General features: G+C 69.3%; 24 protein-coding genes and 2 pseudogenes. 13 read left to right on the top strand and 13 right to left on the bottom strand.

Annotated features, from left to right (window positions below; genetic code table 11):
- A partial coding sequence (locus ACWDEX_RS35290) for a transposase family protein (protein ID WP_450468547.1) occupies nucleotides 1-194 on the bottom strand: 194 nt, incomplete at its 3' end.
- A gap of 250 nt (nucleotides 195-444) precedes the next feature.
- On the opposite strand from ACWDEX_RS35290, the gene ACWDEX_RS35285 reads away from it, so the two are divergent.
- Nucleotides 445-1,005 (top strand): hypothetical protein, encoded by a 561-nt coding sequence (locus tag ACWDEX_RS35285; RefSeq protein ID WP_450468546.1) that lies wholly within the window; start codon nucleotides 445-447, stop codon nucleotides 1,003-1,005.
- Nucleotides 1,006-1,075: 70 nt separating this feature from the next.
- Here ACWDEX_RS35285 and ACWDEX_RS35280 read toward each other — a convergent pair whose 3' ends face one another.
- From ACWDEX_RS35280 to ACWDEX_RS35265, 4 genes are read right to left on the bottom strand one after another with little or no spacing between them, the layout of a single operon-like run.
- Nucleotides 1,076-2,908, bottom strand: a complete 1,833-nt coding sequence (locus ACWDEX_RS35280; RefSeq protein ID WP_450468545.1) for a glycoside hydrolase family 15 protein — start codon at nucleotides 2,906-2,908, stop codon at nucleotides 1,076-1,078.
- The gene (locus ACWDEX_RS35275) at nucleotides 2,905-3,672 is read right to left on the bottom strand and encodes a class I SAM-dependent methyltransferase (protein WP_450468544.1); all 768 of its coding nucleotides are present in this window, start codon (nucleotides 3,670-3,672) and stop codon (nucleotides 2,905-2,907) included. The genes ACWDEX_RS35280 and ACWDEX_RS35275 overlap by 4 nt, the downstream gene beginning before the upstream one ends.
- Nucleotides 3,669-4,172 (bottom strand): hypothetical protein, encoded by a 504-nt coding sequence (locus ACWDEX_RS35270; RefSeq protein WP_450468550.1) that lies wholly within the window; start codon nucleotides 4,170-4,172, stop codon nucleotides 3,669-3,671. Before ACWDEX_RS35270 ends, ACWDEX_RS35275 begins: the two co-directional genes overlap by 4 nt.
- A gap of 2 nt (nucleotides 4,173-4,174) precedes the next feature.
- A complete protein-coding gene (locus ACWDEX_RS35265; RefSeq protein ID WP_450468543.1) occupies nucleotides 4,175-5,608 on the bottom strand; it encodes a molybdopterin-dependent oxidoreductase in 1,434 nt (477 codons plus the stop codon).
- 126 nt (nucleotides 5,609-5,734) lie between these two features.
- Here ACWDEX_RS35265 and ACWDEX_RS35260 point away from each other — a divergent pair.
- Nucleotides 5,735-6,184, top strand: a pseudogene (locus ACWDEX_RS35260) (GtrA family protein); the annotation flags it as partial.
- Here ACWDEX_RS35260 and ACWDEX_RS35255 read toward each other — a convergent pair.
- Nucleotides 6,142-7,674, bottom strand: a complete 1,533-nt coding sequence (locus ACWDEX_RS35255; RefSeq protein ID WP_450468542.1) for a glycosyltransferase 87 family protein — start codon at nucleotides 7,672-7,674, stop codon at nucleotides 6,142-6,144. The pseudogene ACWDEX_RS35260 and the gene ACWDEX_RS35255 sit on opposite strands and share 43 nt — an antisense overlap.
- Nucleotides 7,675-7,754: 80 nt before the next feature.
- Between ACWDEX_RS35255 and ACWDEX_RS35250 the strand changes: the two genes are divergently transcribed.
- From ACWDEX_RS35250 to ACWDEX_RS35240, 3 genes are all read left to right on the top strand, one after another.
- Nucleotides 7,755-8,813, top strand: a complete 1,059-nt coding sequence (locus ACWDEX_RS35250; RefSeq protein WP_450468541.1) for an NAD-dependent epimerase/dehydratase family protein — start codon at nucleotides 7,755-7,757, stop codon at nucleotides 8,811-8,813.
- A 169-nt stretch (nucleotides 8,814-8,982) separates the two neighbouring features.
- Nucleotides 8,983-9,681, top strand: coding sequence for a glycosyltransferase family 2 protein (locus tag ACWDEX_RS35245; protein ID WP_450468540.1), 699 nt, complete (start codon nucleotides 8,983-8,985; stop codon nucleotides 9,679-9,681).
- The gene (locus ACWDEX_RS35240; RefSeq protein WP_450468539.1) at nucleotides 9,678-10,352 is read left to right on the top strand and encodes a TIGR04282 family arsenosugar biosynthesis glycosyltransferase; all 675 of its coding nucleotides are present in this window, start codon (nucleotides 9,678-9,680) and stop codon (nucleotides 10,350-10,352) included. The genes ACWDEX_RS35245 and ACWDEX_RS35240 overlap by 4 nt, the downstream gene beginning before the upstream one ends.
- An 86-nt stretch (nucleotides 10,353-10,438) precedes the next feature.
- On the opposite strand, the pseudogene ACWDEX_RS35235 reads toward ACWDEX_RS35240, so the two are convergent.
- Nucleotides 10,439-10,552, bottom strand: a pseudogene (locus tag ACWDEX_RS35235) (VOC family protein); the annotation flags it as partial.
- A gap of 204 nt (nucleotides 10,553-10,756) precedes the next feature.
- Entirely contained in the window at nucleotides 10,757-11,419 is a 663-nt protein-coding gene (locus tag ACWDEX_RS35230; RefSeq protein WP_450468538.1) for a TetR/AcrR family transcriptional regulator, read from the bottom strand.
- 377 nt (nucleotides 11,420-11,796) lie between these two features.
- Here ACWDEX_RS35230 and ACWDEX_RS35225 point away from each other — a divergent pair, with 377 nt between their 5' ends.
- The gene (locus ACWDEX_RS35225) at nucleotides 11,797-13,395 is read left to right on the top strand and encodes an MFS transporter (RefSeq protein ID WP_450468537.1); all 1,599 of its coding nucleotides are present in this window, start codon (nucleotides 11,797-11,799) and stop codon (nucleotides 13,393-13,395) included.
- Between the two features lie 336 nt (nucleotides 13,396-13,731).
- On the opposite strand, the gene ACWDEX_RS35220 is transcribed toward ACWDEX_RS35225, so the two are convergent.
- The gene (locus tag ACWDEX_RS35220; RefSeq protein ID WP_450468536.1) at nucleotides 13,732-13,917 is read right to left on the bottom strand and encodes a hypothetical protein; all 186 of its coding nucleotides are present in this window, start codon (nucleotides 13,915-13,917) and stop codon (nucleotides 13,732-13,734) included.
- A gap of 560 nt (nucleotides 13,918-14,477) precedes the next feature.
- On the opposite strand from ACWDEX_RS35220, the gene ACWDEX_RS35215 reads away from it, so the two are divergent.
- Both ACWDEX_RS35215 and ACWDEX_RS35210 read left to right on the top strand, forming a co-directional pair.
- Entirely contained in the window at nucleotides 14,478-16,895 is a 2,418-nt protein-coding gene (locus tag ACWDEX_RS35215) for an SdrD B-like domain-containing protein (protein ID WP_450468549.1), read from the top strand.
- 302 nt (nucleotides 16,896-17,197) lie between these two features.
- Nucleotides 17,198-17,878: a hypothetical protein gene (locus ACWDEX_RS35210; protein ID WP_450468548.1), complete on the top strand. Its 681-nt coding sequence runs from the start codon at nucleotides 17,198-17,200 to the stop codon at nucleotides 17,876-17,878.
- 16 nt (nucleotides 17,879-17,894) lie between these two features.
- Here the strand turns inward: ACWDEX_RS35210 and ACWDEX_RS35205 are convergent, their stop codons facing one another.
- Nucleotides 17,895-19,238, bottom strand: a complete 1,344-nt coding sequence (locus tag ACWDEX_RS35205) for a right-handed parallel beta-helix repeat-containing protein (protein WP_450468535.1) — start codon at nucleotides 19,236-19,238, stop codon at nucleotides 17,895-17,897.
- Nucleotides 19,239-19,321: 83 nt separating this feature from the next.
- Here ACWDEX_RS35205 and ACWDEX_RS35200 point away from each other — a divergent pair, with 83 nt between their 5' ends.
- Nucleotides 19,322-20,473, top strand: coding sequence for a Dyp-type peroxidase (locus tag ACWDEX_RS35200; RefSeq protein ID WP_450468534.1), 1,152 nt, complete (start codon nucleotides 19,322-19,324; stop codon nucleotides 20,471-20,473).
- A gap of 310 nt (nucleotides 20,474-20,783) precedes the next feature.
- On the opposite strand, the gene ACWDEX_RS35195 is transcribed toward ACWDEX_RS35200, so the two are convergent.
- Nucleotides 20,784-21,449, bottom strand: coding sequence for a hypothetical protein (locus ACWDEX_RS35195; protein ID WP_450468533.1), 666 nt, complete (start codon nucleotides 21,447-21,449; stop codon nucleotides 20,784-20,786).
- Nucleotides 21,450-21,627: 178 nt separating this feature from the next.
- Between ACWDEX_RS35195 and ACWDEX_RS35190 the strand changes: the two genes are divergently transcribed.
- The 3 genes from ACWDEX_RS35190 to ACWDEX_RS35180 all read left to right on the top strand — a co-directional run bounded on the left by ACWDEX_RS35190 (nucleotide 21,628) and on the right by ACWDEX_RS35180 (nucleotide 23,565).
- Complete coding sequence (locus tag ACWDEX_RS35190; RefSeq protein WP_450468532.1) at nucleotides 21,628-21,966, top strand: hypothetical protein; 339 nt, start codon at nucleotides 21,628-21,630, stop codon at nucleotides 21,964-21,966.
- Nucleotides 21,967-22,201: 235 nt separating this feature from the next.
- A complete protein-coding gene (locus ACWDEX_RS35185; RefSeq protein ID WP_450468531.1) occupies nucleotides 22,202-22,489 on the top strand; it encodes a DUF2690 domain-containing protein in 288 nt (95 codons plus the stop codon).
- Between the two features lie 275 nt (nucleotides 22,490-22,764).
- A complete protein-coding gene (locus ACWDEX_RS35180) occupies nucleotides 22,765-23,565 on the top strand; it encodes an SDR family NAD(P)-dependent oxidoreductase (RefSeq protein ID WP_450468530.1) in 801 nt (266 codons plus the stop codon).
- 32 nt (nucleotides 23,566-23,597) lie between these two features.
- Here the strand turns inward: ACWDEX_RS35180 and ACWDEX_RS35175 are convergent, their stop codons facing one another.
- Both ACWDEX_RS35175 and ACWDEX_RS35170 read right to left on the bottom strand, forming a co-directional pair.
- Entirely contained in the window at nucleotides 23,598-24,215 is a 618-nt protein-coding gene (locus ACWDEX_RS35175) for a TetR/AcrR family transcriptional regulator (protein ID WP_450468529.1), read from the bottom strand.
- A gap of 1,011 nt (nucleotides 24,216-25,226) precedes the next feature.
- Nucleotides 25,227-25,553 (bottom strand): hypothetical protein, encoded by a 327-nt coding sequence (locus tag ACWDEX_RS35170; protein WP_450468528.1) that lies wholly within the window; start codon nucleotides 25,551-25,553, stop codon nucleotides 25,227-25,229.
- A 286-nt stretch (nucleotides 25,554-25,839) separates the two neighbouring features.
- Between ACWDEX_RS35170 and ACWDEX_RS35165 the strand changes: the two genes are divergently transcribed.
- Complete coding sequence (locus ACWDEX_RS35165) at nucleotides 25,840-26,241, top strand: Tn3 family transposase (protein ID WP_450468527.1); 402 nt, start codon at nucleotides 25,840-25,842, stop codon at nucleotides 26,239-26,241.
- The last annotated feature ends 19 nt before the right edge of the window (nucleotides 26,242-26,260 follow it).

Raw genomic sequence — 26,260 nt, 5'->3', positions numbered from 1 at the left:
TGCCGAACGGCCTGGGAGACAGTGGAGCGGTCCACCTCGAACAACTCGGCGAGGACCTCGTGCGGCAGTTGGTGGCGCAGGATCACCAGGGTGATTCGATCCCGTACCAGGACGCCTACCGCGCCAGGCTCGCCCGCGGCCTGCGGGCCCAGGACCGCATCCTCCAACTGGCCGGTCCTGGGCAGAAGCAGCACAGGGTAACGTGGCATCGCCGACGCGCAGCGCGGGCACGTGGCCGCGGGACGGCGGTGGCGAGCAGAGTGAGGGGCCTCGGCGCGAAGCTCACCCGCACCAAGAAGGGCTGCCCACGACTGTCTCGAATGCGGAGACTGCCTCGACGGTCATGGCGTTGGCCGGCCACTGCCACCCGGGCCAGGCGGTCGCCTCGGCGTGAACTCGGCGCCGGTACGGGCGGTCGGTGTCCGCTCGGCATACGGTTCCCTCATGAAGCGTCGATTCCGTGTCTCAGGGGCGATTGTCGTAGCCGCGCTGCTGACGACAGCAGCGTGCTCGTCACCCTCCGGGCACACTCGGGCGTCGGCGGTGCCTACTGGTCCCTTCGCCCTCGGCCGCGGCCAGGGTTTCGACGCGTCGGGCGCGTTTCTCCCCCTGATGACCTGTGACAGCCCCCACGACTATTCCCCGGGGCTCACGTTCGCGAACGTCCCCGTCGGGACCGCCGAACTCGCCCTGTCCATGGTCGACCAGGAGAACCAGAAGATCCACTGGCTACAGGTCGGCCTTCCCGCGACGGCGTCGGGAACGCGGCCGCACACCCTGACGCCCGGTGCCCGGGAACTTCGGAACGACTTCGGCGAGGCGACGTACGACGGCCCCTGCCCACCCGCCGGTCGCACGCACGAGTACCAGTTGGCGCTGTATGCGTTCCGCAACCCCCTGCCGGCCTCCCTCGGGCAGAACGCCTCGCCGAGCCAGATCCTCAAAGAACTGAGGAGTCGTGCCGACGCCACCACGGTGCTGGTAGCCCCCTACACGCGGCATTGACCGCGGCGGAGCCGGAGGGTTGGCGATCATGGCCTGAATGTCGTCCTCGCTGATGGCCGCCGGCCGGACCTTACCTCGTCCACTTAGTGTGCATTGCTCGTTGCTCGGCGTCGCGGATGGCTCGAGCGGCGTTGATGAGCCCGATGTGGCTGAAGGCTTGAGGGAAGTTGCCGAGTGCCTCCGCTGTGGTGGGGTCGGTCTCTTCGGCGAGCAAGCCGAGGTCGTTGGCGTGTGCGAGGGCGGCTTGGAAGACGAGTCGTGCACGAGTGGTGTGGCCGGTGAGCGCGAGGGCTTGGGCAAGCCAGAAGGTGCACAGCAAGAAGGCGCCTTCTTGTCCCTGCAACTCGTCGGCGGGGTAGCGGCGGACCAGGCCGTTGCGGTCGGTCAGGTGGGCGGCGATGGCCAGCACGGTGGACTGGACGCGGGGGTCGTGCGGCGGCAGGAAACCGACGATGGGAAGCATCAGCGCGGAGGCGTCGAGGTCGTCGCTTTCGAATGCCTGGGTGAAGGAGCCAAGGCGGGGGTTCCAACCGCGTTGTTCGATGGCTCGGCGGATCTCGTCGCGCTCGTGCCGCCAGCGGGGCAGGTGTTCGTCGGCCTGGAGGGCGGGGGCCATGGCGATGGCGCGGTCCAGGGCGACCCAGCACATCAGTTTCGAGTGGAGGAAGTGTCTGCCGGGTCCGCGTCTTTCCCAGATGCCCTGATCCGGTCGGGTCCACCGCTGGGCGGCTGTCTCGGCCGCCTGGACCAGGAAGCTGCGGGTGGCCGGGTCGAGAGGCTCACCGGACGGAAGGGTCTGGTGAGCGGCGTCGAGTAGTTCGCCGTAGACGTCGAGTTGGCGTTGGCGCCAGGCGTCGTTGCCGATCCGTACGGGGCTGCTGTCGCGCCATCCGGTCAGGTGAGGCAGCAGCCGCTCGCTCAGGTCGTGTTCGCCACCGATGCCGTACATGATCTGCAGGTCGACACCGCGGGCAAGTTGGGTTGCCGCGGCCCGTGCGAGGAAGTCGAAGAACCGGTTCTTCTCCTTCTCGCAGGCGGCCGTGGCGAGCGCTTGCAGGGTGAAGCTCGCGTCACGGACCCAGGTGTAGCGGTAGTCCCAGTTACGCGACCCGCCCGTTCTCTCGGGCAGGGAGGTGGTGGCCGCGGCGACGATGGCGCCGGTGGGAGCGAAGGTCAGGGCTCGCAGCACCCGTCCGCTGTGGCCCACCTCGTCCTGCCAGGGGCCGACATAGCCGCGGTGGAGCTTCGACCAGGAGCGCCAGCCTTCGATGGTGTCGGACATACGGCGCCGGATCCGCCAGGCCCGCCAGCTCACCGACTCACTTTCCCACGCCGGCGTGACGTGCAGGGCGAATTCGAGGCGGTGCCCTGCCGAGAGCGGGATTCGGCCGTGCGCTGTGGAGCCACTCACCTGCAGGTCTACGGGACTGGACAGCAGCAGAACGTGGGCGCCCCCGTACGCGGCGAGCCCGCCTCGCACGGCTGAGAGGAGTGGGTGGACGAGTCCGAACTCCGGGCGTGGCGCGTAGGTGATCTCGATGTTCACCCACCCTTCGGTGCAGGTGATCTGCCGCAGGAGCATTCCGGGGGAAGCGGTGCCGAGCGCGTGCCCGCGTTCGCCTCGCCCCAGGGCAAGGGCATCGCGCAGGACCGCCGTACCCTCGGTCGTTCGGAAGGTCGTCTCCAGAACGAGGGTGTCCTCGATGTAGCGGCGGCTGATGTCGACCGGGCCGGTAGGGCGGATGGCCCAGTAGCCGGCGTCCTCGTCGAGAAGTCGAGCGAAGATCGCCGGGCTGTCGAACCGCGGCAGGCACAGCCAGTCCACCGAGCCGCCTGAGGTGACCAGCGCGGCCGAGCGGCAGTCGGACAGCAGAGCGTGGTCACCGATCGGTCGCGTACTCATGCGTCGCAGCCCGCCCACCTTGGGCCGGGCGTGGCCCGGCTGGGACGACATGAGCAGTCGCCTGCGCCGCGGGGCTCTCCAGGTGCCTGACGAGTGTCATTGATCCCAGCCTCCTGGCGGAGGGCGAGGAAGCATCGGTGGCCGTGTCTCCACTGGTCGGTGACGCTGAGGGCAAGGTCCTCGGCGATCCTGTGAAGCGCTGGTGCTCCCAGACGTGCCCAGGGAAACGGCGGACCTTCGTGGCCATGGGTGTCCTCGAACTGGGCGGTGCAGCGCTCCTCGACATCGTCGGGGTCGACCTCGACGAGGAGAAGACCCGTCGGGGCGGTGACCTGGATACAGCGGTACAGGAGGGCACGTGGGTCACCGCCGATACCGATGTTGCCGTCGATCAGCAGGACGGTCTGCCAGCCTCCCTCGGCCGGTAGCCGGTCGAACACCGATCGGCGCAGTGCGATTCCGCCGAGAGCGATGGTGTGGGCCACCGCGCGGGAAGCCACATCGACGCCGAGCGCGAAAGCTCCGCGACTCAGGAGTGCCCTGCACAGCCGGCCGGGCCCGCAGCCGACGTCGAGAACGGGGCCGACGCAGCGATCGAGTACGGATTCGTCGGCCGCGGTGGGATGCGCGTACCAGCGATCCACCGGCATCTCGATCCGGCGTCCGTCCGCCAGCCGCAGGTATACCAGTTCGTGGCCGTTGCGCAGGGCCAGTGCGTATGGGTCTGCGCCGGCGTAGGCCGACCGCTCCTCGTCGGACGTCATGGTGCGGCGTCGTGACCCGGTGCGGGTCGTTCCTCATCGGCGCGGGCGGCCCGCCGGAGGCGGCGGAGCTTGAGAGCGAAGGCCAGGGCGGAGGCGCCGAAGAGTACCGCGGTGATGGCCAGCCATCGGCCGAGGTAGACGCCTTCGGACAGTCGTGCGGCATCGGGGTAGGGGATCGCGAGGTCGAGGATGAGGGGGAACCAGACGAGCAGGAGCACGCCGGAGAGGAAGGTGGGCACCCGCAGGTAGTTGATCCACGGCGGTTGCGGCATGTGCGTGGCGCGATGCCGCAGGACAGCGTGTGCCGACAGATCGGCGAGTGAGTACAGGGGGAGCAGGATCAGGTCATGGACGATCGCCGCGCCGACGAACCAGATCGCGACCTCGAGCGGGCGGACGGCGAACAGTCGCACCAGGGCGTAACCGGTGAGAGCGAACGAGGCGATCAGGACGAGAAGATGGAGGGGGCCGGAGCCGTACCAACGGACGAAGCGCGCCATGGTCATGCCCTGAAGGTGAGTCGGTGCACCCACTTGGTGTTGTTCACGCCGGGGTTGGCCGGGACGATGACACGGGCCGGGTGGCCGTGGTCGAGCGAGAGGTCCGCGCCGTTGACTCGCAGGGCGAGCAGCGATCGGAGGTCGTGAATCTGGTTGCCCCGCAGTACCACCGAGCTGTAGGGACCGGGTGGTTGGACGGACTCCACCAGGACGCTTCCGGCGGCCGGAAGGCCCGCCAGGGCGGCGAGGTCGGTCAGCCGAAGGCCGCTCCAGTGCTGGTTGTCGGTGGACCATCCCTCCACGCAGGCGATCGGGAGTGCGGCGGCATGCTGGGGCATCGCGAGGAGCTGTGCTCGGGTGAAGACGAGCGTCCGCCCGTGGCCGCGGACCTCCAGCCGCCAATCCGGCCCGACATGGGCAGGCTTGACGCCGACGGAAGCGGCCGTCTTGTTGACTTGGAAGTCCTTCGGGCCGCCACCCGGGTCACGGTTGTGCGGCGCGAGAAGGGCGGTCCTTCGCAGCCGGCCGCCGATGCTCTGTCCCGCGGTGACCACCAGAAGGAGCAGTGACCCACCCCCCACCATGGCGAGTGCGCCGCGCCGGGACATGGTCGGCGCCGCGGGCTCGAGCGCGACCAGGCCGTCCGGGTCGGGGGGCTCCGGCCGGGTGCCAGCGAGCCCGGTGCGCAGCTCCGTCAGCAGGTTGCGGGAGCGCAGGGAGCGGGTCATCCTGCCGAGTTTCAGGCTCACATGGACGACGAACGCGGCGATGAACACCCAGGCTCCGTAGAAGTGCAGAGTGTAGAAGGAGCCCGGGAAGACGTAGTAGAGCTGGATGTTGAGGATCCCGGTGACGAACTCGAAGACGACCCCGCCCACCAGCGCCAGCAGCGACAGCCGCTCCAGCGCATGGGCGGCGCTGCGGACCGGCAGCCACTCGAACAGCTTCGGGATCACAGACCACAGTTTGGCCAGCACCACCGGCACCAGGACCACGCCGAGCGTCACGTGCACGCCCTGGGTCAGCCGATACAGCCAGTAGGGATGGGTAGGCCAGTCGAACAGGTAGAAGCCCAGCAGGCCCTTGTCCGGGGTCTGGTCGTTGAGTGCGCCGAGGCCGGGGTTGTAGGCGGCGTAGGAGAGCAATCCGGTGATGAAGAGCAGTGGGATGCCGATCAGCAGCACCAGGCCGAACACGGACGTCAGCCAGGGCCCGCGGAGGGGGCTGCGCCAGAAGCCGGGGCGAAATGGCCCCGGGGGCGGGGGAGTCTGTTCGACTCGCCGCACGAAGGCCCGGGCACGAGTGGCGCCCTTGGTGGCCTGCGCCGCCGCGGCAGCGCGAATGCGCTCGAGGCGCCCCCGCGCGTGATCCTCGTCCGATTCGGGGCGCTGCGGCCCGTCGGAGCCCGGGACCGGCGGCCGTCCGCCACTGTCCATCGGCTACCTCCTCCATCCCCGGGCCGACTCTGAGAAGGCGGATGAACTCCACCGCGCCGTCAGTGCCTGTCAAGTCGTCAGCTACAAACTGGCACAGGTCGGGTCGGCTTTCCGTGTCAGCCGTGCATGCGGGTGTCTGTCGCCAGTCGAACGGTGGAACTGGCGCTCCGTACGGCTCGACGGGGTGCACGGTGGCCTCATGATGGTGAGGTGCGACGCTTCAGCGCACGGCACAACACCCTCACCCGGCCCGGCCGCACCGCGCTGACCAGGGACGTGCTCTGGTTTGTCGTGATCGGCGTCGCCTCCACGGTGGCCCAGGCATTGCTCTACTGGGTTCTGCGTCACTGGGCGCCGCCCATCCTGGCCAATTTCGCCTCCCTTCTGGTCGTCACCGTGCTCAACACGGAGGCCAACCGCCGGCTGACCTTTCGCGGGTCCGCGGTCGGGGTTTTCCGGGCGCATCTGGCTGCGGGCGGCCTGTTCGCCCTGGCGTATCTGGTCACCTCCAGCGCCGTCCTGCTCTTCCGCCACTACCGGCCATCCACCTCACCAGCGGCGGAGACCCTGGTGCTCGTACCGAGCTTCGCCCTGGTGACCATGGTGCGCTTCACCGTCTTACGGATGGTCGTCTTCAGCCGCCGCCATCGATGACCCCCTTGCATCCGGTGTGGCTGACACCCCTGCCCTGCCGCACTGTCCCGCCCGGGGTCTCCGCTGCCACGCTGCCGGGTCCGGACGAGTGCACCAGCGAGCACCGTCACGGCGGCCAGCCCGTACGCAGCGGCCTGGACGCCATGCCACTCCCGTGCGTCCGCGACATACAGCACGGTGCCCGCGGCGGCGACGGCGAGCCACTCCCACTGGCCCCCCATTGCCACGAGGGCCACGACAAGCAGCGCGTACCAGTAGTACGCGGGCGAGGTGAGCAGCAGCGCAGTGCCTGTAACCAGCAGCGATCCCTGCCACGGCCGCTCTGGATCGCCGCGCCGCAGGACGTACCAGGCACTGAGCGCGACCAGTGCGACAGCGGCCGGACCGGCCCATGCGTCCGGCAACACCAGCCGCAGCAGCGCGAACCGGCCGACGTCACCCGACTCGTACCCCTCCTCCCGAAGATAGCCAGGGAGATAGCCCAGGACCGCGGCACCAGACGCCAGCAGGTACGGGAGATAGACGAGTGCCACGACACCAACGGCGGCGAGCAGCACGCTCGCCGTCTCCCGCAGCCGGGCACGCGGGCTACGCCCGGGGGCCAGCACCCCCGACAGCGCGCCCGGAACGGTGAGAGCGGGCAGCAGTTTGACCGCGATAGCCGCCCCGAGCAGCGCTCCCCGGCGTGCTCCCGGGGCCGTCCCGAGCGCGGCCACCGTGAGCAGTACTCCGAGAGTGTCCACATGGGCGTCGTTGACCGCGGCGAACGGCACCGCCGGACACCATGCCCACAGCGCCACCCACCACGCGGCACCACCCCTACGCCACTGCACCAGGAGCAGTACCACCGTCACGGCGACGGCGAGCACCGCACCGGCGAGTTGCAGCGGCTTATGCCGCTCGCCCGCCGGGGAGACGGCATGTAGCAGCAGGAACCATCCCTGGGCCACAGGCGGATAGATCGTGCGTTCGGACGGCCTGTTGATGTGCGTGCACCCACCCGTCACTGAGCGGAGGTCCCACCCGCGGCACGTGGTCCCGGCGGGGAAGAGCCAAGGGTCACGCAACCGGGCAAGCTGTGGCGCGTCAGGCGGGTAGGCGTACGGGGAGACTCCCGCGGCCTGCACTCGGCCGTCCCACGCGTAGCGGTACATGTCGTCGCTGGTGCGTGGCGGAGCCGAGAGCGCCACCATGCACAGGGCGATCCCGCCGGCCAGGATCAGCGCCGCGGTGGTGCGCACCGGCAGGCACCGCACCACCCACACTGCTCCGGCGAACAGCACCCACGCGGCGGCGTACCAGTACAACAGCGCAGCTGGACGGCCGAGATCACCGCCTGCGCGGAGGGTCGCGGCGACGACGGCCGTGAGGGCGGCGAGGAGCGTTATGGCGCAGAGAGTACGTACTCGCACACCCGCCACAGTGGCAGCCGCGAACGCGCCGGACGGACTTGCCGCGCCGCGCATGCGGATCCAGCCGTAGCCTCGAAGGCGTGCTGATTCTCGTCACGGGCGGGGCCGGGTTCATCGGCTCCCACGTCGTCGGTGCGCTGGTCGAGGCCGGACATGAGGTGCGCGTGCTGGACGTGCGGTCCCCCGAGCCGCCGCAGTTCCCGCCTGGCGTCGCGTTCGTACGCGGCGATGTGCGGGACCGGACGGTGGTCGAGGAGGCGCTGCACACGGTGGACGCCGTCTGCCACCAGGCGGCAATGGTCGGCCTGGGCCGGGACTTCGACGACGCGCCCGCCTACGTAGGGTGCAACGACCTGGGCACCGCCGTCCTGCTCGCAGCCATGGCCCGGCTGCGGGTGAGCGAGCTCGTCCTGGCCGGATCGATGGTCTACTACGGCGAAGGGCGCTACGAGTGCACCGACCATGGGTCCGTCCGGCCCGGCCCGCGCCGGGTCGCCGACCTGGACGCCGGGCGGTTCGAGCCCGTCTGTCCGCGCTGCGGCGATCCGCTGACCCCCGGCCTGGTGCCGGAGGACGCGACGCCCGACCCGCGCAACGTCTACGCGGCGACGAAGGTCGCCCAGGAGCACTTGGCCGCCGCCTGGGCCCGGGCCACCGGCGGCCGGGCGGTCGCCCTGCGCTACCACAACGTCTACGGGCCGGGCATGCCACGCGACACCCCGTACGCCGGGGTGGCCTCGCTCTTTCGCTCCGCGCTCGCCCGCGGCGAGCCGCCCCGAGTCTTCGAGGACGGCGGTCAGCGCCGGGACTTCGTCCATGTCGGCGACGTGGCCGCCGCCAACCTGACGGCGCTCGGCGCGGTCGGTGCCGCGATCCCGGGCGGCACGCTGCGCTCCTACAACGTCGGCAGCGGGAGCCCGCACACCGTGGGAGAGATGGCCACCGCGCTCTCTGCTGCCTGCGGTGGGCCCGAGCCGGTGGTGACCGGCGAGTACCGGCTGGGCGATGTCCGCCACATCACCGCCTCCTCGTCACGACTGCGCAGGGAACTCGGCTGGCTGCCCCGGGTACCGTTCGCCGACGGCATGCAGGAGTTCGCGAAGGCCCCCCTCCGTGGCACGGCAACGGCGCCTCGGTAACGAGCGAGTGGGAGAGGACCCGCGAACCGGCAGCCACCGGATGCGTCGCGACCTCACACGACGCAGGCGCCCGGCGTCCGAACCGCGCCGGCCGACTTCCGATGCGGCGGCGTACACCTGGTGCGAACCGGGCGCGCCGTCCCTCATTTCTCACCGTACGCTGAAAGACGTGACCGAGAGGCAACAGCCCCTTGTTGACGTCGTACTCCCGTGCCTCAACGAAGCGGCCGCCCTTCCCTGGGTGCTGGAGCGGATTCCGTCCGGCTGGCGGGCCATTGTCGTCGACAACGGCTCGACCGACGGCTCCGCCGAACTCGCCGCGTCGCTGGGCGCGTACGTCGTGGGCGAACCGGTGCGCGGCTTCGGCGCCGCCTGCGCGGCCGGGCTGCGCGTCGCCAGCGCGCCCATGGTCTGCTTCTGCGACTGCGACGCCTCCCTCGACCCGGGGCTGCTGCCGTCCCTCGCCCAGCCCGTCCTGGACGGTGAAGCGGACCTGATACTCGGGCGCCGCAGGCCGACGACGCGCGGGGCCTGGCCGATGCACGCCCGCCTCGCCAATCGCGAACTGGCCCGGCTGATCCGCCGCCGCACCGGTCTGCGCCTGCACGACCTCGGTCCGATGCGGGTGACCCGCCGGGAGGCCCTGCTCGACCTGGACCTGACCGACCGCAGGTCGGGCTATCCGTTGCAGATGGTCGTCCGGGCCGCCGACGCCGGATGGCGGATGCGCGAGGTTGACGTGCCGTACTACCCGCGCACCGGCCCCTCCAAGATCACAGGAACCTGGCGTGGCACCTGGCACGCGGTGCGCGACATGCGCGCGGTGCTCAGGGAGCCGCCGCGGCGTCCGGCGAGAGTACTCCGGTGAACGGCACGGTCGGGCCGACGCCCGAGAGCGAGGTCGGCCCGACCGCGCTGTTGGTGATCGCCAAGGAGCCAAGGCCTGGGCACGTCAAGACCCGGCTCACCCCGCCCTTCACCCCCGTCCAGGCGGCCGCGCTGGCGGAGGCGGCGCTCGCTGACACCCTCGAGACCGTACTGCGCTGCCCGGCCCGCCGCCGAGTGCTCTTCCTGGACGGCGCGCCTGGACGCTGGCTGCCGCCTGGCATCGAGGTGATCCCGCAGGCGTCCGGCGGTCTGGACGAGCGGCTGGCCGCGGCCTTCGCCGCCGTGGCGGACGGCCCCGCCCTACTGGTCGGCATGGACACCCCACAGCTCACGACGAAGCTCCTCGCCCCCGTGATGGATCGCGACGCGTGGCGGGGGTGCGACGCCTGGTTCGGCCCGGCTCAGGACGGCGGGTTCTGGGCGCTCGGCTTGGCTGAGCCCGACCCGGCACTGCTGCGAGGCATCCCGATGTCCACCGCGTACACCGGCACCGCCCAGCGCGACCGCCTCACCGGGGCGGGCCTTCGGGTGCGCGACCTGCCGCTCCTGCGCGACGTGGACACAGCACCCGACGCGGCCGAGGTGGCAGCCGCGGCGCCGGGATCGAGGTTCGCCACCTGCTGGGGGAGTTACTCTCCTGGCCTGCTCTAGCCGCCCGTCGCTCTCGCGGACAGGCACTCGTCAAGCCACCGACACGGCTTCCCTGCCGCGCGCTCCCGGCAAGTATCAGTCCGTCGGCTGCCGATCCGGAGCCGATTGCCGTCAGGGTCGCGCAGCTCAATCTCACGCGCCCACGGAGCGTCGTTCGCTTGCACTCCGAACTCGGAGGCGATGGCCTCGACATCATAAACCGCCTGGGTCACGGGCCTGCGTGGGGAGCGTGGACGGGAGGCCGCCCAACAGGGTGTGCGTCGGGTTGAGGTCGGGCAGTTCGTCGGCGGGGCAGCGGGCCGGGGTCTTGGTCCCAGATGGTGAGGTCGGCCGGATCCGACTTCCCGTCGGCCCGTCCCCTGTCCGGGACGACGAACGATTCCTCCGGGCCCCGGACAGCAAGCTCAGACGTCGATGCCCCGTCGCGTGAGATCGGCTGCGATGCCGTCCAGGACACCGGCAAGACCTGAGGCGAACAAGGCATCGAGGTCCCAGGGGTCGGCGCCCGCGCGCATCGCGCGGGCGAGCCGGGGATACGCCCCGGGTTCGTACAGCAGGTCCTGTGCGTGGCCCGAGGCTTTCTTCCCCTGCTTCGCGGCGATCTTCGACTGCCGCTCCGCCTCCGCATCGCTGACGAGGATCAGCGCCACGCCTTGCACGTAGGAGGCGAACATGAACATGTACCGGAAGGCATCAGCGGGTTCGAGGTCGAGCCCGTCGAACGAGGAGAAGGCGCTTTCGCTGTCTGCCGCGAGAGCCGGGCTGAAGTACGCGCGGGTCGTCACCATGACCCTCGGCAAGATCCACGGGTGGCGGTGATACAGCTCCCAGTCACGGTGCGCGGCGCGTTCGAGGCCGTGACGCCAGTTCCGCGGTGGTGAGTCGGGCAACGGCACGTCGGTCATCGCGGCTTCCACCATCAGGGTCACCAGGTCGTCCTTGGATGCCACATGCCGGTACAGGGACATCGTGGCAGTGCCGAGTTCCATGGCGACCCGACGCATCGACAGCGCGTCGAGCCCTTCCGCGTCCGCGATGACGATCCCGGCCCGTACGATGCGCTCCACGGTGAGAGAGGGCGCGCTTGCGTCCGCGTCCGGGACGTCGGTCAGCGTTTCCGTCCTGCGTGCCCGATAGGCCCTCGCCTGGCAGGCGCGGGAACAGTAGAGCCTGGGCCGTCCCCGGTCAGTGGGCTCCAGTGCCTTTCCGCACGACGCGCATCCCGGCTGCACGGACATCGACGAACCTCTTTTCGTCACACCTAAAGCTGTGACGAAATTCTAGCCCCCAACGCAGGTGTGTGCGCGATTCCGAAAGAATCAGCAGGTCAAAAACCACGTTGTGCCTCTGGATGCGTATGGATATCCTGCACGGGTCAATGCGTACAGCGTACACATCCAGGGTGGTTGACTCCGCCCGAATCTGCACGGCTACAGGAGAGGGCATGGCTGAAGAAGAGAAACGAGCCGGAGCCAGGGAGTGGGTCGGTCTCGCCGTCCTGGTGCTGCCCTGCGTCCTGGCATCCATGGACATGGCCGTCATGTTCATCACGCTCCCGACCCTGACAGCCGACCTCGGCCCGAGCAGTTCTGAGCAACTGTGGATCATGGACTCCTACGGGTTCCTCCTCGCCGGCCTGCTCATCACGATGGGCACACTCGGCGACCGCTTCGGGCGGCGGCGGGTGCTGCTCACGGGCGCCGCGGCCTTCGGTGCCGCCTCCGTCCTGGCGGCGTATTCGACCAGCCCCGGGACACTCATCGCGGCCCGCGTGCTCCTGGGCATCGCCGGAGCCACGCTGGCGCCGTCCACTCTTTCCCTGATCCGTAGCATGTTCCACGACGCCGCACAGCGGGCCGCAGCAGTCGGCATCTGGACGGCGGGCTTCGCGGGCGGCGCTGTGCTCGGCCCGATCATCGGCGGTCTGCTCCTGGAGCACTTCTGGTGGGGATCGGTCTTTTTGATCAACGTGCCGGTGATGGTCCTGCTGCTGATCCTCGGCCCGCTGCTGCTCACCGAATACCGCGACCCCAAGCCGGGCCGTTTCGACCTGCTCGGCGCCACCATGTCCCTGGTGGCCGTGCTCGGCATCGTCTACGGCATCAAGGCGATGGCGGAGCACGGCTTCGGGTGGACATCCCTGACGTGCTCCGCCGCCGGACTCGCCGTGGGAGCGGCATTCCTCCGCCGCCAGCACAGGGCCACGAACCCGATGATCGACATGGCGCTGTTCCGCACGCGCTGGTTCAACGTGCCCCTGCTCATCGACGCGCTGGCGACGTTCGGACTGGTCGGCTTCAGCCTGTTCAACTGGCAGTTCATGCAACTCGTCCTGGGCATGGGTCCGTTGGAGTCGGCCCTGTGGTCCTTGCCCACGTTCCTCGTGATGCCCCTGGGTATCGCGTTGGCCACCGCGATCGCCCCCCGCATCGGTAAACACAACGTGATCGCCGCCGGGCTGCTCGTGGCCACTGCCGGCTACGTCATGCTGGCTCTCCTCAAGGCCGATTCAGGAATCGGCCACCTCGTCAGCGGGATGACCGTCGTCTCTATCGGCATCGGCGCCGTCTCCGCAGTCGTCACCGAGGTGATCCTGTCCGCCGCACCACCGGAGCGGGCCGGGGCGGCCTCAGCCATGGCCGAGACCTCAGCCGAGTTCGGCGGGGCGCTGGGTATCGCACTCCTGGGCAGCATCGGCACCGCCGTCTACCGTTCAGAACTGGCGGCCACAGCTCCCGACGACCTCACGTCCAAGGAGCTGGAGGCAGCGAGGAGCACCCTCGGCGGCGCCGTCGAGACCGCCTCCACCCTTCCGAAGAGCACCGCCGAATCCCTACGGAACGCGGCTTTCGAGGCCTTCGTCCAGGAGGCCAGGATCGCCTCAGTCATCAGTGCCGTCCTGATGGCGGGCGCCGCGATCCTCATCGCCACCCTGCTCCGCACCGCACGTACCCGATCCGGCCCCGAGATGCCCCAATCCGCAGCGGAGCACCATGACGGGGACCGGGCGGCGAGCCTGAACCCCCGGGCAACCTCATCCTGAGCACGGAGGGTGAAACGTAGGCGAGTACAAACAGAACTGACGGTGGATCTGACAGCCGGGACAGGCCACTCAGCCCGCATGCACGGCTCCACGGATCCACGAGCAATTGTCAAGAGTTGTGGTCTGGGTGACGCGCGATCAGGCAGCGGCGGCTGGCTTTGTGACCGATTCGTAGGCGGTGCAGAGGGCCAGTCGGCTGCCGGGCGACGGTTGCGATAGGCGACCGCTATGCCGAAGGATCGTGCGGCCTGCCAGGTGGCTCCTCTGGCTGATCACGCGCGGGCACCACGGGCCCTGCATCGGGCATGCCTTCCCGGCCCGTGCGGCAACGCGGGCCTACTCGGTGACCTTGCTATCGATCACTCGGGAAGGTACGCCCTTCGCGTCCAGCCCGAGGCCGATCCACAGGTCTTGAGCATTGCTCCAATTTTCGGCCGTACTTACCGCGAGATCCTGCACATAGCTATGCGGATACTGCGGGCCGAGGAGCGCCAACCCGCCCACTGCGCTGCGTTGCTTCATTCCGGGGCTTCACCCGAGGTTAAGGGGCTTTGTTTCGGCCATTACTTCGCTCTCGTGTCTCCTTCCGGCCATCTTTCTCTGGGCGTTCGGGAACTGGCCGCGAATGGATGCCAGGGGTTCGGCTGGTGAAGGCGAGACACCAGCGGATAGAGTACGGCGCGCGCTGCTCGCGATGACGGTCGGTGTGGTCGGCGGTGGGGGAGGCATCGTGATTGAGCTGCGGAAGCACGCAACCCAAGGGCGCCCTGCCCGAGGCCGGGAACACGCGTTTGCTTTCCTTGGCCTGCGACGCTTACAAATCGACCACAATATCTTCATGCGATCATCGCAAAATGGCCCGCAACCCGCAGTGGGCCCCTTTTCGTTTTTCCATGTTGTTCGGGGAAGGCGTCCTCGCCTGGGACTCCCTGAGTGGGCGTGCGCGAAGCGGGCGCTATTTCCATGACAAGAGAAGTGTGGGGTGTGATGCCGTGAATCTAGTCGGCAGAGACTCGCGCCGGACGGCCGGGGGGCCGCTGGCGCGCGTCGGATTATCTGTTCTTCTCATGGCGGGCGGCGCCATGGGAGCGACGGCTGGACCGGCCGCCGCCTCGACCGCCGACGGAACGCTGACGGTGCAGGTGCTGCGCGACTTCTTCGGCACCGGCGTGATCAACGCGACCATGGACGTGCCGCAGCGGGGCATGAAAGTGGAGATCTCCGACCCCGCCGGGCACCACGTCGCCGGCGTCACGGATGCCACCGGAAAGGTCGAGGTGTCGCAGTCGACCGTGCTGAGCGGCGGCCAGTACCGCGTCGACGTCAGCATCCCGGCACCGTACAGCGGCTATCTGCAGGCGGCGCCCGCGTCGACCACGGAGAACCACTTCGACAGCTTCACGTCGTTCGTGGACGTGTCGGACGGCAAGAACGCCTCGGTGGTGACGGGAGTGTGGGATCCGGCCGATTACACGCTGCCGGACTCGCGCTATTTCGTACCGGTCCAGAACGGCGCCAACGGAACCGACACCCGGGCACTGGTGGCGTTCGGAACGAAGGCCCGAGGCACGTGTCCCACCAATGTGGCCTGCCCGGCCACACTGGCCACGCAGGCCCAGGTGGGCACGACGTTCGGGTTGGCCTACGACAAGTACCGCAGCCGGCTGTTCCAGAGCGCGTTCGCCCGACGGTACGCCCCCTACGGGCCGAAGGGCCCTGGCGCGATCTATACAGTGCCGGTCAACGGCTCGGGTGCCCCGAAGCTGTTCGCGCGGGTGCCGGCCGCTGCGCTGACACCGCACGACAGCGCCAACATGATCAAGGATCCCGGCTTCACCAACGCACCGGGCAAGGAGAGCATCGGTGGCCTGACCCTGTCGGAGGACGGTTCCACGCTGTACGCGGTGAACCTGCTGACCCGCAGCCTGGTGAGCTTCGACGCGACAGGGGTCACCGCCTCGGCTCCCGAGGCGACGGTGCCGATCCCGGACCCTGGGTGCGCGGCGCCGACCGACTGGCGGCCGTTCGGCCTGGCCACGCACGACAACAAGCTCTACGTCGGCGGCGTGTGCAACGCGGAGAGCACGCAGCAGCGCGCGGACCTGAAGGCCGTCGTCTACACCTACGACGGCAAGGGGTTCACCACGGTGCTGAGCCACGCGCTCACCTACAAGCGCGGCAGCGTCTTCGGTTCCGGCGACAAGGCCACCCACTGGAACCCGTGGAACACCAGCCTGGCCACGTGGGACGAACGGATGACGGCCCCCGGCAGCAACAACTTCATCGATCCGCAGCCGGAGCTGGCCTCCATGGCCTTCGGCCGTGACGGTTCGATGATCCTGGGCTTCCGCGACCGGTTCATGGACGTGCTCAGTTGGGGAGGGCTCGACCCCCGCCCGGGGAACAGCACGCCGGAAACCGCTATGTCCGGTGGTGACATCACCATGGTCTGCGCTACTCCCGCCGGTGAATACCAGTGGGAAGGCACCGGGAGCTGCCCCAACCACGCCACCCCCGCCAACAGTGGCGGCCAGCCCGCCGATGTCGTCGAATACTTTCCGGGCGACTCCTACGCCAACGCCCACCAAGAGACCGCGCTGGGGTCGGTGGCCTATATCCCGCAGCAGCAGTGGGTCGTCAGCACGGAGTTCGACCCGGTCGCCGACGTCGCGACCTCAGGGACCGGTTACCACAACATCGCAACCGGTCAGGGCCCCGGCAACAACCCGAACGCCAACGGGTTCCAGTTCGTCAGCCGGGAACAAGGCGGGTTCGGCAAGGCCGGCGGCCTCGGCGACATCGCGTACGCGGCGGCGAACGCGCCGATCCAGATCGGTAACCTGGTGTGGTTCGACGGCGACCACAACGGGATCCAGGACCCGGCGGAAGTGCTGCTGCCGGGTGCGACGATCAACCTGCTGGACGCGGGCGGCAAGCAGGTCGCCACGACCAAGACCGATGCTTCAGGCGAGTACTACTTCGGTGGGGTCGGCGCCGCCTACCAGCTCACGCCGGGTGCGAAATACACGGTGCAGTTCGACGTGTGCACCGCGGACACGAGTAAGGTGCCGAGCCAGCCTCCGGCGAGCGAGCTGCGGTTCACGCTCCCGCGGGCCGGTAGCAACCGGGCGCATGACTCGAACGTGACGCCGCCGACCACCGGGCAGTTGTGCAACGGCTACGCGCCTGTCACGGCGCCGGACAAGCCGGGCGGGATCGATCACACGATCGACGCCGGGGTGTACATCCCGAAGGCAACCCCGACGCCGACGCCGACCGCGACCGCGACCGCGACGCCGACCTCGCCGCCGACGTCGTCCGTGCCGCCGTCACCCGCGCCGCCTGCCAACAACCCGGCCCCGGCCGGTGGAGACACGGGTTCGCTGGCGCACACCGGTATGTCCGGGCTGCCGGGGATGATCGCCCTCGTCGGTCTGCTGGTGGGCGCGGGCCTGGTCATCGCGTTCATGAGCCGGAAGCGTCGCGCCCAGAAACACTGAACGAACGAAACACCAGTGATCTGCCCGCCCGCGGTCCGGATGACACAGTCGGGCAGATCACGCCAAGGCCGGTCCACGAGGGCCGGCCTTGGCGTCGTCTGTCACCGGACCGCCGAGTGCCGCCGCGACCGCACGTCGGCCGAGCAACGTGATGATCGAGAGGATGAATCAGAAGAGTGTCAGCGTCGAGACGCGTGCGGAGTGTGAGAATCCAGCAAGCTCCACCAGGCCGTGCGGCCGGTCGGCGCCGATGGCTGCGGCCACGCTGGGCGGCAGCCGTCATCGGCACAGCGGCCGTTGCGGTGGTCGGGTTCCTGGTCGTCGGCGGCGGCTCCGGCCCCAGCGGTCCGCGTGCACTGACGTCGGATGAGGCGAACCGGCTGGCGATCACGCGGTTCCGCAACTACGAGGCGAAGGGCCGCGCGGTGACGATCACTGTGCCAGGCGCCGCTGGCGGCCTGGTCGTCACCGGGTCCGTCGACTACCGGGGCAAAGTCGGTTACGGCGTGGTGCACGGCACCGGGCGCGACACGTCCAGCGACGGACTGATCGAGTGGACGGCCATCGCCGTGTTCGTCCACCCGATGGCGAAAGCCCCGGCGCACGCACCCGCGTCGCCGCCCCGCTCGGGCTGGTACAGCCGTCCGCTGCAGTCGTCCGGCAGCGCGCTGGACAGTTCGCTGGCCATCGCGCTCAGTCTCGGCAGCGACCGGCCGGACAACGCCGAACTGCTGCCGCAGAACGGCGCCCTCTGGGTCGGACGGGACCAGGTGGACGGCCATCAGGTTGATGTCATGACCGGGCCGTCCTCCCGCGACCGTTCCGGTACGGCGGGCAACGTGCGCTACTGGGTCGGCGCGGACGGCATCATGTACCGGGTCCGCGCCGGTGTGGCATCCGAGTCGCATCCGGTGGTCATCGTTTTCGACACCCAGAAGTACGTTCCGGTCGAGCCGGTATCCGGAGTCACCCCGACGCCGTAGCCACTGCTCAGGAGGCTCATGACGTCTGCACCCGCGCGCCCGCGGCGAGCAGGGAGGCCGACGGCAGCGGGATCCTCGCCACGTCCGGCATGGCCGGGACGGCAGGGACAGTGGTCGCGCCCGTGGTGGTGGCATTCGGGAACTGCGGCTGCAGGCCGGGCCTCGCCACCTCGGTGAACGGGATGCCGCCAGGTGCCGTCGGCGCCGCCCACCTGCCGTACGGCGAGGGTGAGCGGGCCGGAAGCGGACAGGACGCGCTCGTCGCGAGCCGGGCGGGCACCGTCGTTCGCAGGTCATTGCCGCGCAGGCAGTTGCCCTTGCCTCGTGTGGCGGTGGGAAACGTCCAGCCGACGTCGACTCCGTTGGCGGCGAAGGTGTTGTCCAGGATGCGGTTGCCGTTGGTCGGGATGTCGGTCGTTGCAGTGATCACCAGCCCGGCGTTGCTGTTGCCGGCGATGCGGTTGCGGATGAACTGGTTGTCGCTGCCGCCGTCGATGCCGATGCCGATGCCCCACCCGCCGTCGGCCTGTTCGGGGGTCGCCTTCTGCTGGTTGGCGGCGATCAGGTTGCCCGCTACGACGGCACCCTGCTGCGGAAGCAGCTTCTCCTGGTGGTCGGAGTCGGTGGTGAGGCCGACCCGGTTGCCGACCAGGCGGTTGCCGACCACGTACATGTCTCCACTGGCGTTGGTGCCTTCGTAACCGACCGCGTTGAGTTCGGCGGTGTTGTCCCGCACCACGATGTGACAGGGCTTGCATTGCCCGACGTAGATTCCCGAGTCGGCTCCGCCCGAGGCGTAGGAGTGTTCGATGACGCCGTTCTGTGCGGAGAACGCGTAGACGCCGTACAGGCCGTTGCGGGTCGCGGTCACGTACGAGACCAGGAACGACTTCAGGAAGGTCACCGGCTCGTCGCCGGTGTCGTAGCCGCCGCTTTGCCCTGGCAGCCCGGCGGCCGCTTTCGCTGAACCGGTGACCAGCACTCCGTTCTGCGTGTTGTTTTTCACGGTCAGGTTCTCCACGGCCACCCCGGGCGCGGTGACGACGACGCCGTTCGGCTGCTGCAACCGCCCGTCGATGACGACCTTGTCCCGGGACTCGCCACGAAGGGTGACGCGCGCGGTGTTGATCTTCACTGACTCGTGGTAGACGCCCGGCGCGACCAACACCAGGTCACCGGGGTGAGCGAGAGATACCGCGTCCGAGATCGTCGGGGCGTCGCCAGGTACTCGGATCGTCACATGCGCACCGGTCGGTCGCCGGCCTTTGCTCGATCCGCCATCGTCGGACCCGCAGCCCGCCAGGACACATGTCAGTGTGATCAATAACGCGAGCATCACGCGAAGACTGAGACGAAACATGGACTCATCCTGGCATGAGGCCATCCTGGCGCGGAGCCCGTTGAACTCGCCGCCACCGAAACGGATATGGCATCCTTCACGCCGTGAGTCGAGCCGATTCCCATCCGTCACGCCGCGCGTTCATCGGTGCCACCGGGGCCGTGGCGGCCACCGGAATCACCACCGGGTGCGAATCGCGTGCAGCTCAGCCAAGCAAGCCCCCTTCCCCCACGCCGACTCCTCCGGTGCCGCCAACCGGCCGCCATCAGGCAGGCATCACACTCCCGCAAACGGCCCAGCCGAACCTGCTGGCGGTGGTGGCCGACCTCGTTGACGCGGCGGCTGCCGGCCCGCTGCTGGCCGAACTCGGCGACGCGATCCGCACGCTCACCGCGGGAACCGATCCCCGACTGCTGGGCCTGCCCCCGGGCGATCTCACCGTGACGATCGGGGTGGGCCCCCGCCTGGTGCGCATGACCGATCCCACCCTGCCCGGCGCGACGGACCTTCCCCGCTTCTCCCGCGAGCAGATCGCCCCGAAGGCACGCGGCGGCGACCTCTTGATACAGGTCTGCGCCGGCGACCCCCTGCTGTTACCAGTCGTCGCCGCCGCGCTCCTGGCGCAGGCCGGTGACCGGATACGCGAACGCTGGCGGCAGTCCGGACGCCGCGGACCGGACACCCCCGTCACTCAGGGCGTATCCGCGCCGCGAAACCCGCTCGGTTTCATCGACGGCATCGTGGGCGCGCACACGACGGCCGAACAACAGCGCCACCTGTGGCTAACCGGCCCGGCTCCCGTCGCCGGCGGCACCCTTGCCGTAGTACGGCGCATGGAACTCGACCTGCCGCGATTCACCGCGCTCTCCGCCGCCGAACAGGAGGCGGTCTTCGGCCGGCGCAGAGCCACCGGCGTGCCCCTCTCCGGCGGCACCATAGCCTCGGACCCGAACCTCGGCGCAAAAACACCCGCCGGGCGCTACCTCATCCCGGCAGACGCCCACGTCCGCCGGGCCAACCCCAACGTGGTCGGCGTCGGCCTCATGCTCCGCCGCTCCTACAACACCGACACCCCCGCCCCCGGCCTGCTCTTCATCAGCTTCCAGAACGACATACGCACATTCACCAACACCCTCACCCATATGGATGAATCCGACGCACTGCTGCAATTCACCACCACCACCGCCAGCGCGAGCTTCCTGATCCTCCCCGGCTTCGACCGACAACACCCGCTCGGCGCTCGCACGTTCCACTGACCACGCCGATGATTCGGCACGGCCAGCCCATCCGCACCGCGCGGCCCTGGCCGATCGGGCCGGGTCTATCATGATTTAGGTTTTTTTAGGCCCTTTGGCCTAGCTAGTCGGACGGGTGCCTGACCACCGGCCACCCTCGCCTCCGGTGCCCAGGGGATCAGAAGGGCTCTGTGTCCTGTGCGCTGTGCCGGGAATTCAGCCCCTTCAGCCCCTTCGGCTCCGGGCTGGAATGCGCGGAGGGTCCCCGCCAGAAATGCGGGAACCCTCTCGTGTCCGTGCGCCGGGCGGCCTGGGGACCAGCGGGCGCCGGTCAGCGCCCGCCGAGCAGGCGGGTGGCTTCTTGGGCGGCAAGGTCCAGGGCCTGGCTGAGGGCCTCTGGGCGGCGCCCTCCGGCGCTGGCGAGGGGACCACGGCTCCGGAGCCGCCTCCGACCGTTCGGGCCGCCTGGGCGAGGGCGCTTGCGCAGGACTCCGGGGGCCTCGGCGGGGCGGGTGCCGAGCAGGCCGGACAGTTCGTTCAGCAGCCGCCGTTCGGTGTCGAGGCGGCGGAGGGTGCCGTGGCCGGTGAGGGCTTCGACGCGGCGGAGGTTGGAGCCGATCGAGGATTCGCTGAGGAGGCGGAAGGCGCCGACCTGGGAGCCGTGGGAGACGTGGGTGCCGCCGCAGAGCTCGCGGGAGAAGTCGCCGATGTCGACGATGCGGACGGTGTCGCCGTACTTCTCTCCGAACAGGGCGATGGCCCCGGCGGCCTCGGCCTCGGCGCGGTCGGCGTGCCAGGCCCGCACTTGAGGGTCGTCCAGGACATGGCCGTTGACGGCCGTCTCGATCCGGGCGAGCTGGTCGGGAGTGAGGGCGGCGAAGTGCGCGAAGTCGAAGCGGAGCCGGTCGGGCTCGACGAGGGAGCCCTGCTGGCGGGCGTGGTCGCCCAGGGTGGCCATGACGACGGCGTGCAGGATGTGGGTGGTGTCGGCGTACACCTGAACGTCCCCACCTGCGTACGGATGAACGTGGCCAGTTCCTGATGCGCTGAGGAACGTGGGTCGGCACTCTGCTGCTGGTCGGTATGGGGCGGCAGAAGGGCGGTCGACGATGGTCTTGGATCCGCATCGCTGGCTGGAACTGCGACGTTTCCGTGGCCTGTTGGAGTCCGGGGCTATGAGCCTTTCGGAGATCGCGAGGGAGACAGGGCTGGACCGCAAGACGGTCCGCAAGTACCTCTCGGCGCCGGGCCCGGTCACCCCGCCACGCCGGTCACCGACCGGACGGTCCCGGGCGAGGGTGATCGACGAGTTCGCGCCGCTGGTCGACTCGATGCTGCGGGCAGAGATCCTGATGAAGGCCGCGGTGATCCACGAGCGGCTGGTCAGCGAGTACGGGTTCACCGGCAACTACCAGCGGAACAAGCTCTACGTCCAACAAGCCCGCCCCGCATTGCCGAGGAACTCGGCATCACCCCGAAGGAACTGGCGGGCATGCGCCGCCGCTTCGAGGTGATCCCCGGCGCCCAGGCCCAGGTGGACTGGGGCGACGAGGGCAAGATCCTGGCCCACATGGGCATTGGGAAGGTCTACGATGGTCGGATCGAGCAACGCCTATCGTGCGTGTGTGGAGCAGTACGACGGCCGAGGGGGTAGCTGGTCCTGCACCGGCTGGCACTGATCCATCGACGCCCGTCGGCTCTGCTGAATCGAGATCAGGTTGAGCCGACGGGCCCTCGTAGCGGGCTCACATGGTCGATGACCTTGGAACCCGAACCGCATCCCTCACGCTGAGGGTTCTTCCCCGTGCACGAGGCACCCTTACACGCGGCCGGCGCGGCTGCCTCGGCCGACAGAGAGGGGCCGGAGGCGGGCCACGTGTAGAACTGCGCAACTCGGCTCGGTGCAGCACCGCCTGGGCACGGATCCAGAAGGCGAACGACTCCTGGCGGTTCAAGATCGAGATCCGGGGCGGTCATTCGTATCTCGCAAACGCTTCGCTCTCCTACGAGGCGTACACGCAGGCGGGGCCAGCTTGACAGGGCAACGGGGCGCGGCACGCTCAGGCAATGGACCGGGCGGGGCCGAGAAGTGCTCTCACCGGGACAACGGAGGGGCTCACCGCGCGGGTTCACCAGGTGGGGCAGGCCGCGCGAAGAACAGTCTGCACCCGAGCTTCCTCCCGCTCGGCGCAGCGGTGCAGTGGCCCCCCCGTACATGGAGGCGCGACATCTCCTTAGGCGCGCATCCCCCACCTGCAGACATCTGTGGAGCGCGTTGGAAGCAGCAAGTCTACGACCGTATACTTAGCTCCATGGAACTGAATCTCACCACCAAGCGCGCCCTGGTCACCGGCTCGAGTGCCGGGCTGGGCGAGGCCACAGCGAAGCTCCTGGCGGCGGAGGGCGCCGCGGTCGTGATCCACGGCCGGGACAAGGACCGGGCGCAGAAGGTCGCCCAGGAGATCCGTGATGCCGGAGGCACCGCCACCGTCGCGCTGGGCGACCTGGCCACCGACGAGGGCGCCGCCGAGGTCGTGCGGGCGGCGACCGCGGACGGCCCCGTCGACATCTTGGTCAACAACGCCGGCTTCTACCGCCACCTGTCCTGGGCCGAGGCGGCCCCCGACGAGTGGAACGACACCTACAACATCAACGTCGTCTCCGGTGTCCGCATGATCCAGCATCTGGTGCCGGCGATGCGCGAGCGCGGCTGGGGCCGCGTCATCACCATCGGCGGCGGCCTCGCCTTCCAGCCCATGAACACCCACCCGCAGTACAACGCCACCCTGGCCGCCCGCCACAACCTCGCCGTCTCGCTCGCCCGCGACCTCAAGGACACCGGCGTCACCTCGAACGTGGTCTCCCCCGGAGCGATCCTCGTCGAGGCCACCAAGGACCTCGTCACCGGCATCGGCCCTGCCCGCGGATGGGGCGACACCTGGGAAGAGATCCAGCCCAACGCCGTCCAGGCCCTCATCCCCAATGACCACAGCCGCTTCGGCAAGCCCGAGGAGATCGCCGCAGCCGTCGCCTACCTGTGCAGCGACTACGCCGAATACATCAGCGGCGCCACCATCCGCGTCGACGGCGGCCTCATCCGCTCCGCCTTCTGAACGAGGCGGAGCGGTGAAGGTGAACGGTCCGGCTACTCGGCGGCGCTGTCGGGGTCGCCGCCGGGGGCGTCGCCGGTCTCACCGGTGATCGGCTGGAGCATGTCGGCCAGCAGGTCGGCGAGACGGTCGTTGTCGGCGGCGGCGAGTGCGCCGGTGCCGATCACCGCGCGCAGCAACCAGGTCCCGGCGGCCAGGGCCAGCCCGAGCTGAGCCCGTACGTCAGCCTCGGGACCGTCGAGCAACCCCGCGAGACGGGCGCCGACGTGCGTCTCGATACTCCGCCGGACGATGTCCGCCGCCTCGGGATCCGACGCGGAGCGGAGCGTCAGGAGGAACGGGTCGAGGCGCTCGGCGCCGGGCCCGGTGCGCTCGGCGAGCGTGTGCGCGATGGCGCGTGTCAGACCTTGGCGTTCGTCGCCGACGATGGTCGGCGGGCCGAAGGACCGGTCGACGGCCTCGGCGAACAGGCCCTCCTTCGAGCCGAAGTAGCGATTGATCATCATCGCCGTCACGCCCGCCCGCTCGGCGATCTGCCGGACTCCGGCCCTCGCGTACCCGTGCTCGGTGAACTCGACGACCGCGGCGGCGAGGATCGCCTCACGGGTCGCGACGGCATCGCGACGGCGGGCGGGCTGCGCAGCACTACTCATGGGGAGGAGCATACGGGCACCGGTATACGGCCGTAGAGGACGTCCCGGACCGTGCACGGGAAGGACGAGGGGAGCGCGCGGGAAGTGTGCGGGGCGAAAACACACCAGGGAACCGGCATCCCGTCACATCACTGATACGTGCTTCACAGACATGCGGCCGTCCCGCTGTCCCGGCGACGGGTAGACTCCGGACCGCGCAGGTACACGTGTGGCAGGGATCGACTCCGGCACGTCACATGTGAACCCGTCGGCGGACAGAAGGTATCCCCCACCCAAGGCCGGCTTCGCCCCACGGCACTGTTGTCTGTGTGTTTCCCACTGGCCGTGACCATGAACTGTGAGGACCGCGTGATCGTCATCCCCGTGGGAGACGTCCGATGATCGAACACAGCCCTGGCCGGCTCGTGGGCGCCGTCGACCACGACACCGCCACGTCGCTGACGGTCTCTCAGTAGGGTCGGGGACTGGCGCGGTGGCTTCCGCTCCGTTTCCAGTCCCCGCCACTTCAAGTGAAGTAGGCCGCCGACGAGGTGCCCGCGGCTCGGGTCCTTTTCCGACGGCCCCTTCCCGAACGGTACGGGCCAGTTTCCCGGCATACCGCTCTCCAGTGATCATTTCCGAGAGACTGCGGTGGGCCGCCCGGCATGAATGTCTTCATGGCAGCATCGACAGATGACCAAGGTCTTCCGCTTCCGCTTGGCCATGAGATGAACCCATGCCGGTTTCTCACGTCGGCCAGCCAGGTGACCACCATCCGGTCCCGCGCGCACGACACCGCTCCCAGCAGCAGATCCCGGGCGCCTTCGGGCAGCATCTTCGGATGCCGGCGCACCCGTTCCGCCGGAGCCAGGGGGTTGGCGGGCATGCTGTGCAGGACGTGCCCGAGCATCGCCCGCCGCCGGTCCGCCCGCGTCGGCAGCCGCGTCACGCGCAGCGCCTCAGCCAGCGACGGGTTCACGCCGAGGGTGCCCAGGCGGAGGTAGAAGCCCTTCAGGCAGGCCGCCGCGGTCTTCAACGCGCTGTGCCCGTACGGGCGTGCCCTTCCCGCCACGGCAATCCGAACGGCCCGGGATAATCGGCCCCGAGGGCCGCCGTGTAGTGCCGCAGGTCCTGAAGCGACACCGCTCCTACGTCCAGTCCCGCGAACCGCAGCCACCGCAGATGATCCACCAGCACATACGCATACGTACGGTCCGTGCCCGCCGCGCAAGTGCGCAGGAACCCGTCCGCCTCCGCCACGACCGAGCAGTCCGCGTCCACGACCGTGTAGCAGACCCGCCCGCCGTCACGGACGACCTCCTGCACCCGCAACTGGCCCACCACCAGCCGACCACCCACCCGCGCGTCGCCCCCTCCGAACCGGGAACCACCCCCATGGAGGTGTCCTCTGGCTCCGAGTCCACACCCCTCCCCCACCCCGGCGGACCACTCAACGCGAACGTCCCACACACCCCAGTGACGGTTGGTAAAGTCCGTCACTCTCACACGCCAGAACGCCGGAGGGGCAACTTCGCTGCCGAAGTCAGCGAGGACAGGCGTGACCCTCCGCCCGGTGCCCCATCCACACCGCCACATCGCACACCCGCAGCGCACTCACCGTCTCCGGCACCCCCGCGGGAGTGTCATGATCGACGGCCCGGGCCGGGCCGTCGGTCAGGTCGAGTCGTTCAACCGCTTCTCCCAGTGGGTCGGCTTCGGCAACCAGGGCGTCATCGCCGACAACGACCCCGTCGAGCAGGAGAAGGCGATGAAATTCAACTCTCTGCTCACGAACGCGGTGATCTTCCACAACGCCCTGGACATCGCCGAGATCGTCCGCCAGCTCCTGGAAGAGGGGTGGGAGATCGATCCCGAGGACCTGGCCCACATCTCGCCGTACCTGACGGAAAACATCAAGCGGTTCGGCGAGTACTCCACGCACGAACTCGGCATCCAGCCCGAGGCGTACGACCCGAAGCTGGACGTCGACTTCGCCCCATTGCGCAAGCAGGACCCGACTGCGGCCGGCTTCGGCCAAGCTGCCTGAATACCCAAAGGACCCACAC

The sequence above is a fragment of the Streptomyces sp. NPDC001020 genome, from assembly GCF_053599115.1.
This window is presented reverse-complemented; position numbering and strand designations above follow the sequence as displayed.